The organism is Micromonospora craterilacus (genome assembly GCF_003236315.1).
Lineage (GTDB): Bacteria > Actinomycetota > Actinomycetes > Mycobacteriales > Micromonosporaceae > Micromonospora > Micromonospora craterilacus.
Map to the genome: position 1 here is coordinate 1 of NZ_POTY01000200.1, position 13,443 is coordinate 13,443.

Annotated in this window: 16 protein-coding genes; 5 read left to right on the plus strand and 11 right to left on the minus strand. The window is 72.7% G+C overall.

Annotated elements, in window-relative coordinates; genetic code table 11:
* On the plus strand, positions 1-308 hold a 308-nt coding region (locus tag C1I95_RS25230), incomplete at its 5' end, for a type VII secretion target (RefSeq protein ID WP_233513871.1).
* Positions 305-1,927 carry an alpha/beta hydrolase gene (locus tag C1I95_RS25235; protein ID WP_111217314.1) on the plus strand — a complete coding sequence of 541 codons (1,623 nt, stop codon included), beginning with the start codon at positions 305-307 and terminating at the stop codon, positions 1,925-1,927. The genes C1I95_RS25230 and C1I95_RS25235, both read left to right, overlap by 4 nt.
* Before the next feature lie 12 nt (positions 1,928-1,939).
* On the opposite strand, the gene glmS is transcribed toward C1I95_RS25235, so the two are convergent.
* Complete coding sequence (glmS, locus tag C1I95_RS25240) at positions 1,940-3,853, minus strand: glutamine--fructose-6-phosphate transaminase (isomerizing) (protein WP_111217316.1); 1,914 nt, start codon at positions 3,851-3,853, stop codon at positions 1,940-1,942.
* A 157-nt stretch (positions 3,854-4,010) separates the two neighbouring features.
* Between glmS and C1I95_RS25245 the strand changes: the two genes are divergently transcribed.
* Together C1I95_RS25245 and C1I95_RS25250 are read left to right on the plus strand one after the other, a co-directional pair.
* Positions 4,011-5,204, plus strand: coding sequence for a pyridoxal phosphate-dependent aminotransferase (locus C1I95_RS25245; RefSeq protein ID WP_111217317.1), 1,194 nt, complete (start codon positions 4,011-4,013; stop codon positions 5,202-5,204).
* Positions 5,201-6,310, plus strand: a complete 1,110-nt coding sequence (locus C1I95_RS25250) for a threonine aldolase family protein (RefSeq protein WP_111217319.1) — start codon at positions 5,201-5,203, stop codon at positions 6,308-6,310. The genes C1I95_RS25245 and C1I95_RS25250 overlap by 4 nt, the downstream gene beginning before the upstream one ends.
* Positions 6,311-6,348: 38 nt before the next feature.
* On the opposite strand, the gene glmM is transcribed toward C1I95_RS25250, so the two are convergent.
* The 6 genes from glmM to C1I95_RS25280 form a co-directional block, all read right to left on the minus strand.
* Positions 6,349-7,701 carry a phosphoglucosamine mutase gene (gene glmM / locus C1I95_RS25255; RefSeq protein ID WP_111217321.1) on the minus strand — a complete coding sequence of 451 codons (1,353 nt, stop codon included), beginning with the start codon at positions 7,699-7,701 and terminating at the stop codon, positions 6,349-6,351.
* Positions 7,702-7,818: 117 nt separating this feature from the next.
* Positions 7,819-8,283 carry a 30S ribosomal protein S9 gene (rpsI, locus tag C1I95_RS25260; protein WP_111217337.1) on the minus strand — a complete coding sequence of 155 codons (465 nt, stop codon included), beginning with the start codon at positions 8,281-8,283 and terminating at the stop codon, positions 7,819-7,821.
* A 20-nt stretch (positions 8,284-8,303) separates the two neighbouring features.
* A complete protein-coding gene (rplM, locus tag C1I95_RS25265; protein WP_089005245.1) occupies positions 8,304-8,747 on the minus strand; it encodes a 50S ribosomal protein L13 in 444 nt (147 codons plus the stop codon).
* A gap of 193 nt (positions 8,748-8,940) precedes the next feature.
* Positions 8,941-9,285: a putative type II toxin-antitoxin system PemK/MazF family toxin gene (locus tag C1I95_RS25270; RefSeq protein ID WP_199523903.1), complete on the minus strand. Its 345-nt coding sequence runs from the start codon at positions 9,283-9,285 to the stop codon at positions 8,941-8,943.
* A complete protein-coding gene (locus C1I95_RS25275; RefSeq protein WP_111217325.1) occupies positions 9,224-9,481 on the minus strand; it encodes a DUF6364 family protein in 258 nt (85 codons plus the stop codon). The genes C1I95_RS25270 and C1I95_RS25275 overlap by 62 nt, the downstream gene beginning before the upstream one ends.
* 33 nt (positions 9,482-9,514) lie before the next feature.
* Complete coding sequence (locus tag C1I95_RS25280; RefSeq protein ID WP_111217327.1) at positions 9,515-10,261, minus strand: class I SAM-dependent methyltransferase; 747 nt, start codon at positions 10,259-10,261, stop codon at positions 9,515-9,517.
* 265 nt (positions 10,262-10,526) lie between these two features.
* Here C1I95_RS25280 and C1I95_RS25285 point away from each other — a divergent pair, with 265 nt between their 5' ends.
* Positions 10,527-11,615 (plus strand): uroporphyrinogen-III synthase, encoded by a 1,089-nt coding sequence (locus C1I95_RS25285; RefSeq protein WP_111217329.1) that lies wholly within the window; start codon positions 10,527-10,529, stop codon positions 11,613-11,615.
* An 82-nt stretch (positions 11,616-11,697) separates the two neighbouring features.
* Here C1I95_RS25285 and C1I95_RS25290 read toward each other — a convergent pair whose 3' ends face one another.
* The 4 genes from C1I95_RS25290 to C1I95_RS25305 all read right to left on the minus strand — a co-directional run.
* Positions 11,698-12,321, minus strand: a complete 624-nt coding sequence (locus C1I95_RS25290) for a GTP-binding protein (RefSeq protein ID WP_111217331.1) — start codon at positions 12,319-12,321, stop codon at positions 11,698-11,700.
* Positions 12,302-12,664, minus strand: a complete 363-nt coding sequence (locus C1I95_RS25295) for a DUF742 domain-containing protein (RefSeq protein ID WP_111217333.1) — start codon at positions 12,662-12,664, stop codon at positions 12,302-12,304. The genes C1I95_RS25290 and C1I95_RS25295 overlap by 20 nt, the downstream gene beginning before the upstream one ends.
* 77 nt (positions 12,665-12,741) lie before the next feature.
* Positions 12,742-13,149 (minus strand): roadblock/LC7 domain-containing protein, encoded by a 408-nt coding sequence (locus C1I95_RS25300; protein ID WP_092378558.1) that lies wholly within the window; start codon positions 13,147-13,149, stop codon positions 12,742-12,744.
* The coding region (locus tag C1I95_RS25305) for a hypothetical protein (protein WP_146605835.1) at positions 13,146-13,443 on the minus strand (298 nt) is incomplete at its 5' end. The genes C1I95_RS25300 and C1I95_RS25305, both read right to left, overlap by 4 nt.

Sequence of the window (13,443 nt, forward strand, 5' to 3'; positions counted from 1 at the left end):
GGGAGGGGCCGATGGCCGAGGACGAGTTGACCGTGCGACCGGAGGTGCTTCACCGGGTCGGGTGGTCGCTGGGCGACACCGGCCACCGGCTGGCTAACGGGCTGGCCGGCGTGCCCGGGCTGGCCGCACCGGCCCGGGAATGGTCGACGGCGGCGGCGCTGGCCACCCTGGAGGCGGCCGTGCACGCCTGGTCGGGGCGGCTCGGCGCCCAAGTGGCGGACACCGGTGACGCGGTGCGCGCCGCTGCCGCGGCGTACGAGTCGGTGGATGCGCGGGCCGCCGCCCGGCTGTCCGCCCTGCCCCGATGACCGGGCCGGGGCGGGTCGCCAACGCCGTACCGGGACAGGTCGGCTACGCCCAGCTCTGGACGGCCGATCCGGCCGCCTGGCGGGCCACCGGGATGGCCTGGGCAAGCTTGATCGGGCTGGGCGAACGGCGGGCGCGCGAGCTCACGGACGGCGCGGCGGCACTGCGGTCCGGCTGGTCGGGCCGGGCCGCCGGGTCGGCCGAGGCGCGGCTGGCCGGGCTGCGAGCCGAGCTGCGCACGCTCGCTCCGGCCGCGATCGAGGCCGACCAGATCCTCGCCGAGTTCGCCGCCCGGCTGACCGCCGCCCGGGCCCGACTCGCGGCGGCCGTGGCCCTGGCCGCCGCTGCGGGGGCTCTGATCGACCGGCGGGGGCAGGTGCGGCCCGATCCCGGCCGGGTGCCGGCCGACCGGGCCGGCCCCACGGTCGTCGAAGTGGCGTCGGCCATCCGGGGCGCGCTCGACCTGGCCGCGGCGGCCGACCGGGAGGCCGCCGACCGGCTCGGTCAGCTGGCGGAGGCCGCCCGGTCCGGCTGGGTCGCTCGGCCGCCACCGGGCCGGCCCGCGCCGGGCACCGCCCCCGCGCTGGTCAACCTCTGGTGGTCGGGGCTCACCCCGGCCGAGCGACGCTGGCTGGTGGGGTATGAACCCGACCTGATCGGCCGGCTGGACGGGATCCCCACCGCCGCCCGTGACCAGGCCAACCGGTTGCTGCTGGGAGCGCGGCGGGAGGCGCTGCTCGCGCAGTGGGGTCAGTTGCTGGCCCGGGTCCCGCGCGGGCTGGTCGAGATGGCCGGGCTGCGCCGCGTCGACGCCGCCCTGGCCGGCCTGGACGCGCTCGCCGCCCGGCTGGCGTCACCCGAGACGCCCCGGGCGTACCTGCTAGGCCTGGACGTCGACGGCGAGGGGCGGGCGGTGGTGGCGCTGGGCAACCCGGACCGGGCCGCCGGTGTGTTGACCTACGTGCCGGGAATGACCGCCGGGCTCGACGACGCCACCGGCGATCTGGGCCGGGCGGACCGGGTGCTGTCCCGCTGCGCCGAGTTGGCGCCGGGCCAGGAGACCTCGGCGGTGCTCTGGCTGGATTACGACGCTCCGGATTTCCTGCACGAGGCGGCCCGGGACGGGCAGGCCCGCGCGGCCGGCGATGCGCTGCACCGGTTCCAGGAGGGGCTGCGGGCCACCCACGACGGGCCGGCCGCCCGGCAGACCGTGCTCGGGCACAGCTACGGGTCGCTGGTGGTGGGCACCGCCGCCCGCGACCACGGGCTCGCCGCGGACGCGCTGGTCTTCCTCGGCTCACCCGGGGTCGGCGTGGCGCACGCGTCCGAGCTGGGCATGCCGCCCGGGCAGGTGTGGGCCAGCACCGCGCCGGACGATGTGATCCGGCTGACCCGCCCGCCGGGCGACCTGGCCCGGCAGGCGGTGCTCGGCGCCTCCCCGATCACCACGCTCGCGGGGCTGGTGGCCGGGCCGGGCGACGAACGCTGGTTCGGGCGTGACCCGGCCGAGCCGGGCTTCGGTGGCCGGACGTTCCCGAGCGGCCGGTACGGCCACACCGGCTACTGGCATCCGGCCAACCCGGCTCTCGACGGCATGGCGCGCGTGGTGCTGGGCCAGTGACCCGGCCGGCGACTACTCGACGGTGACGGACTTGGCGAGGTTGCGCGGCTGGTCGACGTCGTGTCCCCGGGCGGCGGCGATCTCGGCCGCGAACACCTGCAACGGCACGGTGGTCACCAGCGGCGCGAGCAGCGTCGGCGTACGCGGCACGTAGATCAGGTGGTCGGCGTAGCGAGCGACCGACTCGTCGCCCTCCTCGGCGATCACGATCGTGCGGGCACCACGCGCGCGTACCTCCTGAATGTTGGAGACGACCTTGTCGTGCAGCAGTCCGCGGCCGACCGGCGAGGGCACCACGCAGATCACCGGGGTGCCCTGGTCGATCAGCGCGATCGGGCCGTGCTTCAGCTCGCCGGCGGCGAAGCCCTCGGCGTGCATGTACGCCAGCTCCTTGAGCTTCAGTGCCCCCTCCAGCGCCACCGGGTAGCCGACGTGTCGGCCGATGAACAGCACGGTCGGCTCGGACTTCAGCTCGCGGGCCAGCTCGCGCACGGGCTCGATCCGCCCGAGCAGCTCACGCAGCTTGTCCGGCACCTGGTGGAGCTGTTCGACCACGGCCGCCACCTCGTCGGCGAACTTGATGCCGCGCACCTGGGCCAGGTGCAGACCGATCAGGTAGCAGGCGACCAGCTGGGTGAGGAACGCCTTGGTGGAGGCGACCGCGATCTCCGGGCCGCCGTGGGTGTAGAGCACCGCGTCGGACTCCCGGGGGATGGTGGAGCCGTTGGTGTTGCAGATGGCCAGCACCCGGGCCTTCTGCTCCTTGGCGTGCCGCAGCGCCATCAAGGTGTCCATGGTCTCGCCGGACTGCGAGATCACCACGATCAGGGTGGACCGGTCGAGCACCGGGTCGCGGTAGCGGAACTCACTGGCCAGCTCCACCTCGCAGGGGATCCGGGTCCAGTGCTCGATGGCGTACTTGGCCACCAGGCCCGAGTGGTACGCGGTGCCGCAGGCGACGATGAAGATCTTGTCCACGTCGCGCAGATCCTGATCGCTGAGCCGGACCTCGTCGAGCAAGATCTCGCCGCTCTCGGTCAGCCGGCCGAGCAGCGTGTCCGCGACCGCCTGCGGCTGCTCCTCGATCTCCTTGAGCATGAACCAGTCGTAGCCGCCCTTCTCCGCGGCCGACGAGTCCCAGTCGATGTGGAAGTCCTTGCCGCTGGCGGGCTGGCCGGCGAAGTCGGTGATCTGGATGGCGTCGGCGGTGATCAGGACGATCTGGTCCTGGCCCAGCTCGACCGCGTCGCGGGTGTGCTCGATGAAGGCGGCGACGTCGCTGGCGAGGTAGTTTTCCCCGTCTCCCCGGCCGACCACCAGCGGCGAGTTGCGGCGTGCGCCGACCACCGCGCCGGGCACCGCCGAATCCACGGCGAGCAGCGTGAACGCGCCCTCCAGCCGCTGGCAGACCACCCGCATGGCGGCGGCGAGCAGCTGCGGGCTGTCCGGCTGGCCGGCCGCGCGCAGCTCGGCCAGCGCCTTGGCGAGCAGGTGCGCGGCGCACTCGGTGTCGGTGTCGCTGGCGAACTGGACGCCGTCGTCCTCCAGCTCGGCGCGGAGCTTGGCGAAGTTCTCGATGATGCCGTTGTGGATCACCGCGACCCGGCCGTCGGGCGACAGGTGCGGGTGGGCGTTGCGGTCCGTGGGGCCGCCGTGGGTGGCCCACCGGGTGTGGCCGATGCCGGTGGTGCCGTCGCCGATGCCGATCGGGCTGGCGCCACAGCCGCTCGGGTCCTCGGCGGCGCGCTCGGAGAGCACCTTCTCCAGGTTGGCCAGCTTGCCGGCCTTCTTCTCGGTCAGCAGCTCACCGTCGCAGACGACGGCGACGCCGGCCGAGTCGTAGCCGCGGTACTCCAGCCGCCGCAAGCCGTCGAGCACGATGCCGAGTGCCGGTCGGGCGCCGGCGTAACCCACGATTCCACACATGAGTGCCAGCCTAAACCAGTTTCGCTCACAGCGTCTGCGCGAAAGCGGGCTAAACAATCACCAAATTTGAGCGATCAGGCGGTGTGGGTAATCCGGGTCACGAAGCACGCAGCCGGGGCCGGGCGGTGCGACGGCTCGCACCCGTACCCTGGCGGGCGTGACGAGCACCGATGTCGACCCGCTGGTGAGCCGGATGCGCCCGTTCGGGACGACGATCTTCGCCGAGATGTCCGCTCTCGCCGTACGCACCGGCGCGGTGAACCTCGGGCAGGGCTTTCCGGACACCGACGGCCCACCGGAGATGCTCGCTGCGGCGGCCGAGGCGCTACGCTCCGGCCGCAACCAGTACCCGCCGGGCCCCGGCATCCCCGAACTGCGGGCGGCCGTGGCAGCGCACCAGCGCCGGTTCTGGGGCCTGGAGTACGACCCGGACACCGAGGTGGTGATCACCGCCGGTGCCACCGAGGCGATCGCCGCGGCGGTCCTCGCCCTCTGCGAGCCGGGTGACGAGGTGGTGTGCTTCGAGCCGTACTACGACTCGTACGCCGCCTCGATCACGCTGGCCGGCGCGGTGCGACGCCCGGTCACCCTGCACCCCGGCCCCGACGGGCGGTACGCCTTCGACCCGGCCGCCCTGCGCGCCGCGTTCGGCCCGCGTACCCGGCTGGTGCTGCTGAACTCTCCGCACAACCCGACCGGCAAGGTGTTCACCCCGGCCGAGCTGGCCCTGATCGCCGAGCTGTGCCAGGAGCACGGCGCGTACGCGGTCACCGACGAGGTGTACGAGCACCTGGTCTTCACCGACGCGGCGAGCGGGCACGTCCCGCTGGCGACGCTGCCTGGGATGCGCGAGCGGACCCTGCGGATCTCCTCGGCCGGTAAGACCTTCTCCTGCACCGGTTGGAAGGTGGGCTGGGCGAGCGGGCCGGCGGCGCTGGTCGCCGCGGTGCTCCGGGTCAAGCAGTTCCTCACCTTCGTCAACGCCGCGCCCCTGCAACCGGCGGTCGCGGTGGCGCTCGCCCTGCCCGACGCGTACTTCACCGACTTCCGCGCCGATCTCCAAGCCCGGCGGGACCAGTTGGTCGGCGGGCTCACCGACGCCGGTTTCGAGGTGCTCACGCCCGAGGGGACGTACTTCGTCACCGCCGACATCACCGCGCTCAACGGCTCCGACGGCGTCGAGTTCTGCCGCTCGCTGCCCGAGCGCTGCGGCGTGGTGGCCGTACCCACCCAGGTCTTCTACGACGATCCCGAGGCCGGCCGGCGACTGGTCCGGTTCGCGTTCTGCAAACGACCCGAGGTGCTCACCGAGGCGGTGTCCCGGCTGCGCCGAGCGGAGGGGAACCGATGACCGACCCGTACGCCGAGCGGGTCCGCCGGCTGACCGCGTTGCGCGGCTGCGACACCGTGCTCTCCGCAGCCCGGCCCGCCTCCGTCGCCGAGCAGCTCGACGCGCTCCGAGCGAGGGCCGCCGACGACCTGCTGCCCGACTTCTACGGCGAGGGCGGGGCGGTGGCCGCGCTGGAGCACCGGGTCGCCGAACTGCTCGGCACCGAGGCCGCGGCCTTCTTTCCCACCGGCACCATGGCCCAGCAGGTGGCCATGCGTCACGGCGCCGAGCTGACCGGCTCCGACGCCGTCGGCCTGCACCCACTGAGCCATCCGCTCATGCACGAGCGGGACGCGTACGCCGTGCTCGGCGGGCTGCGCGCGGTCCGCACCACCACCGCGCCGCGCAACCCGACGGCCGAGGAGGTGGCCGCGCTCGACGAGCCGATCGGCACCCTGCTGCTCGAACTGCCGCTGCGCGACGCCGGCTTCGTCCTGCCCACCTGGGACGAGCTGGTCGCCACCGTCGGCGCGGCCCGTGACCAGGGTGCCCGGGTGCACCTGGACGGCGCCCGGATCTGGGAGTCCACCGTCCACCTGGGGCACTCGACGGCCGAGATCGCCGCGCTGGCCGACAGCACGTACGTCTCGTTCTACAAGTCCCTCGGCGGCTTCTCGGGCGCGGCGCTGGCCGGTGACGCCGACCTGGTCCGGTACGCCCGGGCCTGGCGGCACCGCTACGGCGGCACCATGTTCCAGCAGTGGCCCGCCGCCCTCGCCGCACTGCACGGACTGGACCACGAGCTACCCCGGCTGGCCGGCTACGTCGCGCACGCCCGGGACGTGGCGGCGGCGCTGGCCGCCCTGCCCGGCGCGCGGGTGCATCCGGCGCCGCCGCACACCCACCAGTTCCGGCTCTGGCTGCCGCACCCGGCGGACGCCCTCAACGACGCCAACCTCGCCCTCGCCGAGGAGGAGCAGGTGTGGTTCGTCGGCGGCTGGCAGCCCACCGAGCTGCCCGGCATGGCGATGGCCGAGGTGACGGTGGCCGAGCCGGCCCTGAAGCTGGACGCCGACCAGGTGACGGAGCTGGCGGAACGCTTTCTGCGCCGGGTTTCGCCGGCCTGACGGCGGCCGGGTCGGGAGCGCTGACCGTGCCGCGTCGATCAGGCCGGGCTGGCGGTACGGACCTGGTCGGCGATCCGCTCGGCCACCTCGCGGGCCGTCGCCTCGGTGGCGGCCTCCACCATCACCCGGACCAGCGGCTCGGTGCCTGACGGGCGCAACAGCACCCGCCCGGTCTCGCCCAGCTCGGCCTCGGCCCGCTCGACCTCGGTGCGTACCGCCGGGGCGGCGGCGCCGACGGTGCGGTCGCCGACCGGCACGTTGATCAGCACCTGCGGCAGCTTGGTGATCACGGCCGCGAGGTCCGCCAGGGACCGGCCGGTGGCCGCCATCCGGGCCATCAGGTGCAGCCCGGTCAACACCCCGTCGCCGGTGGTGGCGTACGCCGGCATGACGATGTGCCCGCTCTGCTCGCCGCCCAGGGCCAGCCCGGAGCCACGCAGCTCCTCCAGCACGTACCGGTCGCCGACCTTGGTCTCGATCAGCCGGATGCCCTCGGCGGACATGGCCAGCCGCAGGCCGAGGTTGCTCATCACGGTGGCCACCAGCGTGTCCTCGGTGAGCGTGCCGGCCTCCCGCATGGCCAGGGCCAGGATCGCCATCACCTGGTCGCCGTCGACCTCGTCACCGTCGGCGGTCACCGCCACGCAGCGGTCGGCGTCTCCGTCGTGCGCGATGCCCAGGTGCGCACCGTGCTCCACCACGGCCTGACGCAGGGCGTCGATGTGGTTCGACCCGCAGTCGTCGTTGATGTTGAGCCCGTCCGGCTCGGCGTTGATCGCGATCACCTCGGCGCCGGCCTCCCGGTACGCCGTCGGCGCCACCTCGGCCGCGGCACCGTTGGCGCAGTCGACCACGACCTTGATTCCGTCGAGGCGGTGCGGCACCGTGCCGACGAGGTGCTGCACGTAGTGGTCGGCACCGTCGAGCAGGTCGTGCACGCGGCCCACTCCCGCGCCGATCGGGCGCTCCCAGGCGGTGGTGGCGTTGGCCTCGATGGCCGCCTCGATCCGCATCTCGATCTCGTCCGGCAGCTTGTGCCCACCCGACGCGAAGAGCTTGATCCCGTTGTCGGGCATCGGGTTGTGCGAGGCCGACAGCATCACCCCGAGGTCCGCCTTGGCCTCCGAGGTGAGGAACGCCACGGCCGGGGTGGGCAGTACGCCGACCCGGACGACGGTGGCACCGGCGCTGGTCAGCCCGGCCACCACGGCCGCCTCCAGCATCTCGCCGCTGGCCCGGGTGTCCCGGCCGACCACGGCCAGCGGCGCATGGCTGCGGTCCGACTCGGCGAGGGTGTGGGCGGCCGCGACGGCCACCGAGAGTGCCAACTCCGGGGTGAGGTCGGCGTTCGCCCGCCCGCGTACCCCGTCCGTGCCGAACAACCGGCCCATACCCGCCAACCTCCGATGAAACTGCCGATAAAGGAGAAAGCGAAACGGCCGGCCCACCTCCCCGGTCGAGGGGAGGCGGACCGGCCGTCCGTCAGAAGTACAAGGTGCGGCTGGAGATCAGCGCTTCGAGTACTGGGGAGCCTTACGGGCCTTCTTGAGGCCGTACTTCTTGCTCTCCTTGACCCGGGCGTCACGGGTCAGGAAGCCGGCCTTCTTCAGGGCCGGGCGGTCGTCCGGCTCGTTGACGATCAGCGCCCGGGCGATGGCCAGCCGCAGCGCACCGGCCTGGCCGGTGGTGCCGCCGCCACGCAGGTTGGCGATGACGTCGAACGCCTCGGCCTTCTCGGCGGTGACCAGCGGATCCTTGATCAGCTGCTGGTGCACCTTGCTCGGGAAGTAGGCCTCCAGGTCACGCCCGTTGCAGGTGATCTTGCCGGAGCCCGGCAAGATGCGGACCCGGACGATGGCCTCCTTGCGCCGACCCACGGTCTGGATCGGGCGGTCACCACGAGGCGCGCGGGCGACGGGCGCCGGCGCCTCGGTGGCCTCGGGGGCGACCTCGGTGGCGGTGATGTCGGTCATGCTGATTCCTTCGCCCGCGCTCACTGCGCGATCTGCTTGATCTCGAACGGCACCGGCTGCTGTGCGCCGTGCGGGTGCTCGGCACCGGCGTAGACCTTCAGCTTCTTGATGAGCTGACGACCGAGCTTGTTGTGCGGGAGCATCCCCTTGACGGCGAGCTCGATGGCCCGCTCGGGGCGCTTGGTGAGCAGCTCGTCGTAGCCGACCTGCTTCAGGCCGCCCGGGTAGCCGGAGTGGCGGTAGGCGATCTTCTGCTGACGCTTGTTGCCGGTCAGCGCGACCTTGCCCGCGTTCACGATGACGACGAAGTCGCCCGTGTCGACGTGCGGCGCGAAAGTCGGCTTGTGCTTGCCCCGCAGCAGCGTGGCGGCGTGGGTGGCCAGGCGGCCCAGCACGACATCAGAGGCGTCGATGACGTGCCACTGACGCTCGATCTCACCCGGCTTCGGGCTGTACGTACGCACAGGTCTACCTTGTCTCGTCGTCGGTCTGGGGTAGCGCGCCGAGGTGACCAAGGTTCCGGCCGGACCAGCGCGCACGAACGACCAAGCGTACCTCAGGCGGCACGCCCACAGATGTCGTACAACAGCAGGCAACGATACCCGCAGCCCCACCGGCCGGTCAAAACGGGGTCCGGTGGGCGCGCCAGCGGGCCGGTCAGAGCTGCTGGAGGATGCGCAACGCCCGGTCGACCCGCCGCATGGTCTCGACGTCGGTCACGTCAACGCACTCGGTGAACCATTTCTTCATCGGCGACGATAGCCGGTCAGGCATCACCACCCAGCCACCCATCGGCACCGCCAGGGGCGAGTCGCGCAGCAACGCGGCCTCGACCACCTCGGCCACGATCACGATGGGCACTGCGGTGGAGTTGTAGACGTCTGAGCTGATCACCAGCCCGAGCCGCTCCCGGGCGCCGTCGATCTGCCAGACCTCACCCCTACGCAGCACGCGGGCGACCGCCGAAGAGCAGGTCGTCGACCATGCCCACCTCTCTGGCATCGGCCAGGGAGGCGGACTCCAGATCCAGCCCGGCACGCCCGATCGCGGCGGCGTGCGCGGCGAAGACCTCACGCAGTGTCTTCTCCCGGGCCGCCTGATCCATCCAGGCGGAGAGCGAGAGCCCCTCGCGCTTGGCGAACCGCCGGGCTTCCGCGATCGTCTCGTCGGAGAACGACAGAGTCACCTTGGCTGTCATGCCAGTCAGACTACCCACTGGTATGACCCTCAGTCATCCCCCGAATACCCCCGCGTGGCCCGGCCCTGCCGCGTCCTCGTCGGCTGCCGGGGCGCGACCGCCGAAGACCGCGAACCGCCACGCCTTGAAGAAGCAGTCGACGTCCACCAGGCCGGCCTCCGCCAGCCAGCGACACTGCTCCCCGGCGGTCGCCGGCCGGTCGTACGCCATCCGCTGTTCGGCGGCGGCGATCTCGGCGGCGTCCGAGCCCAGCGCGGTGATCTGCGCCAGCCAGACCTCGTGGTAGCGCCGGTTCAGATCCGGAGTCGGCCCGGCGACCTGTTCCGCGTTGACGAAGACCCCACCGGGCACCAACGCAGCCGCCACCCGCCGGTAGAGGTCGCGTTTGCCGGCGTCGTCCAGGTGATGGATGGCCAGCGCACTGACCACGGCGTCGTACCGCCCGGTGGGCAGCGGATCGGCCAGATCCGCCACCACCACCTGGTGCGCCACGCCGCTGGCGGACAGCCGCTCGGCGGCGCCGGCCAGCATCTTCGGCGCGGCGTCGACAAGGGTCAGCCGGACGCCCGGCACGGCGGCGGCGAGCAGCGACGACAGCAGCCCGGTCCCGGCACCCAGATCCAACACCTCAGGGGTACGGCCCGCCGCCAGCGCGGCCCGCAGCGGTGGCGCGGCCACCTCGACCGCCGTCGTGTAGAACGCGTCGAAACAGGGCACCAGCCGCCGGCGGGCCCCGTCGTAGGCACCGGCCACCGCATCGAACGCTTCGGCCACTCGCACCGGACACCTCCCATATCTTAGGAATTCCGTTCCATATTGTAGGCCATCACTGGCCAGCCCGATATCCCGGCGCGCTGTGAGCGGCTCTTGACAGGACCGAAACAGACGGGACGCGGACCGGAAACCGCCCAGCGGCACGCTTTGCCGACATGACAGACGGTGTGCGGCCGGCGACGCGACCGGGTCGGAACCCCCGAGCGACCACAACTCCGCGCCGCGCGGCCGTCTGCCCGGTCGACCTGTCGGGCTGCGACAGGAGGGGTGAATGCGCGAGGAACTGGCCGGCTTCACCATCGGGGTGACCGCCGACCGGCGGCGGGACGAACTCGCCGCACTGCTCCAACGGCGGGGCGCCCGCGTGGTGCTCGCTCCCGCCCTGCGGATCGTGCCGCTCGCGGACGACACCGAACTGCGCGAGGCCACTCGCGCCTGCCTGGACCGGCCGCCGGACGTCCTGATCGCCAACACCGGCATCGGGATGCGCGGGTGGTTGGAGGCCGCCGAGGGATGGGGGCTGGCCGAGCCGCTGCGCTCGGTGCTCAACGGCGCGTACGTGGTGGCCCGGGGCGCCAAGGCCCGCGCGGTGACCCGTGCCGCCGGCCTGGCCGACCAGTGGTCTCCCAGCTCGGAGAGCTGCGACGAGGTGGTCGAGCACCTGCGCCAGCGGGGCGTGCTGGGGCAGGTGATCGCCATGCAGTTGCACGGCGAGCGGCAGCCGGAGTGCACCCGCGCGCTGGAGGCGGCCGGGGCCACCGTCATCGAGGTCCCGGTCTACCGCTGGGCGCCACCGACCGACCCGGCACCGCTGCACCGGCTGGTCGATCTGGTGGCCGGCCGGCTGGTGGACGCGGTCACCTTCACCTCGGCACCGGCGGCGGAGGCGCTATTGCGGGCCGCCGGCGACCGCACGGAGACGGTGCTGGAGGCGCTGCGCGGCGACGTGCTCGCCAGCTGCGTCGGCCCGGTCACCGCGGAGCCGCTGGTCCGGCGCGGGGTGCCGGTGAGCGCGCCGACGCGGGCGCGGCTGGGCGCGCTGGTCCGCACGATCGTCGACGAGTTGCCCCGGCGGACGGTCACCATCAAGGTCGCCGGACATCTGCTCACCCTGCGCGGTCACGCGGCGGTGGTGGACGGCGAGTTGCGCCCGCTCGCCCCGGCGCCGATGGCGGTGCTGCGGGCCCTGGCGCAGACGCCGGGACGGGTGCTGTCGCGTACCGCCCTGTTGCGGACGCTGCCGCGCGGCGCCGACGAACACGCCGTGGAGATGGCGGTGGCCCGGCTGCGGGCCGGCCTGAAGGCGCCGCGGGTGGTGCAGACCGTCGTGAAACGCGGCTACCGCCTCCGCATCGACTGACCCGAAGGAAGGGCCCCTTCTTAACGCCTGCGGTAGAGAAAGGGCCCCTTGTTAACACCGGCACGAGGGACGGTCGCCAGTCTCAGCCCACCGGGGTCGGGAAGCCCCGGTCGTGCTCGGCCTGGAGCCGGGCCATGGCGTGCTCGACGACGGTCACCAGCACCCGCTTGACCGAATCGCGATGCCGGGCGTCGGTCATCACCAGCGGCACATCCGGCGAGATGGCGAGCGACTCGCGTACCTCGTCCAGCTCGTACTGCGGTGCACCGTCGAACCGGTTCAGCGCGACCACGTACGGCAGCTTGCGGTTCTCGAAGTAGTCCAGCGGGGCGAACGCGTCGGTGATCCGGCGGGTGTCCACCAGAACCGCAGCGCCCACCGCACCTCGGATGATCTCGTCCCACATGAACCAGAACCGGGTCTGCCCGGGTGTGCCGAAGAGGTACAGGATCAGATCCTGCGCCATGGTGATCCGGCCGAAGTCCATGGCGACCGTGGTGGTCTCCTTGCCCGGCACCTTGGACGGATCGTCGATACCGACGCCCGCCGCGGTCATCACCGCCTCGGTGGTCAGCGGTGTGATCTCGGAGATCGCACCGACCAGCGTCGTCTTGCCGACACCGAAGCCCCCCGCGACGACGATCTTCGCGGAGATGATTCCCCGGCTCTGGCGGGCCCCGGCGGGGTCATAGCTCGCGAAGTCCACTCAGCACCCTTCCCAGCATTTCCATCCGCTCCTCGTAACCTGTGGCGGGAGCGGCCGTCTGTAGCGTCAACAGGCCCTCGGCCACCATGTCGGCGACCAGCACCCGGGCGACACCCAGCGGCAGCCGGGTGTACGCGGCGATCTCCGCCAGCGACTCGGGCCGACCCTCGCAGACCATGGCGATGCGATGCTTGTCATGCCCGGCGAACCGCGACTCGGCGATCTGGGTGGGGCTGGCGACCAGCACCGCTTCCAGGGCGATGTCCTGAAGCGGCTCGGTCCGGCCCCGGGTGACCGCGTACGGTCGGACCAGCGCACCACGTGGGTCACGCCGCGGCTCCATTCGCGATCACCTCCTCTCCCGTCCGCCGGCGCACCGCCGGGTCCCCCTTTACGTCCGGCGCGGTCGCGCCGGACCTGTTACGACCGCACCGCGTCCCGGGGCAGCGGCACCAGCGCCGCGCCGACCCGCTCCACCAGCAGCGCCATCTCGTAACCCACCTGGCCGACGTCGCAGCTGCGTGCCGCGAGCACCGCCATCGACGAGCCGTCGCTGATCGACATCAGGAACAGGTAGCCGCTGTCCATCTCGATGACGGTCTGCAACACCCCGCCGGCGCTGAACATCCGCGCGGCACCCTCGGTCAGGCTGACCACACCGGAGGTGATCGCGGCAAGCTGGTCCGCTCGGTCCGCCGGCAGGTCGCGGGAGGAAGCGAGCAGCAGCCCGTCCGCGGACACCGCAACCACGTGGGCGATACCCGCCACGCTGTCGGCGAAGTTGCTGAGCAGCCAACCCATGTCCTGCATGGCCGCTGGCCTGTTCATCGGCTCGTCTCCTTGGTCGAGGTGCTGTTCTGACTCGCGCCGGCCGTCCGCCCACGCTGGACGCCACGGTGGTAGGCCGACAGCAGGCCGCGTACTTCGTCCGGCGTACGGCGGCTGTGCTCCCGCCCGCTGCGAGGTTCGATACCGCCGGGTACGAGTTGCTGCTGCGGCACCCGCTTGGGCAGCCCGGACCGGGTCGTCCCGGCGGGGGTGGGCTCGGCCGCCCGGCTGGCCCGCGACCAGCCCTCGTCGGCCGCCGTCCGCCAGGCCTCGTCCTCCGACCCGCGGGAGGGC

Coding starts and splice junctions, on each gene's coding strand:
- glmS (WP_111217316.1), bottom strand. CDS start 3,853: ATGTGTGGAATCGTGGGTTACGCCGGCGCCCGACCGGCACTCGGCATC.
- C1I95_RS25235 (WP_111217314.1), top strand. CDS start 305: ATGACCGGGCCGGGGCGGGTCGCCAACGCCGTACCGGGACAGGTCGGC.
- C1I95_RS25250 (WP_111217319.1), top strand. CDS start 5,201: ATGACCGACCCGTACGCCGAGCGGGTCCGCCGGCTGACCGCGTTGCGC.
- C1I95_RS25300 (WP_092378558.1), bottom strand. CDS start 13,149: ATGAACAGGCCAGCGGCCATGCAGGACATGGGTTGGCTGCTCAGCAAC.
- rpsI (WP_111217337.1), bottom strand. CDS start 8,283: ATGACCGACATCACCGCCACCGAGGTCGCCCCCGAGGCCACCGAGGCG.
- glmM (WP_111217321.1), bottom strand. CDS start 7,701: ATGGGCCGGTTGTTCGGCACGGACGGGGTACGCGGGCGGGCGAACGCC.
- C1I95_RS25295 (WP_111217333.1), bottom strand. CDS start 12,664: ATGGAGCCGCGGCGTGACCCACGTGGTGCGCTGGTCCGACCGTACGCG.
- C1I95_RS25285 (WP_111217329.1), top strand. CDS start 10,527: ATGCGCGAGGAACTGGCCGGCTTCACCATCGGGGTGACCGCCGACCGG.
- C1I95_RS25270 (WP_199523903.1), bottom strand. CDS start 9,285: ATGCCAGAGAGGTGGGCATGGTCGACGACCTGCTCTTCGGCGGTCGCC.
- C1I95_RS25275 (WP_111217325.1), bottom strand. CDS start 9,481: ATGACAGCCAAGGTGACTCTGTCGTTCTCCGACGAGACGATCGCGGAA.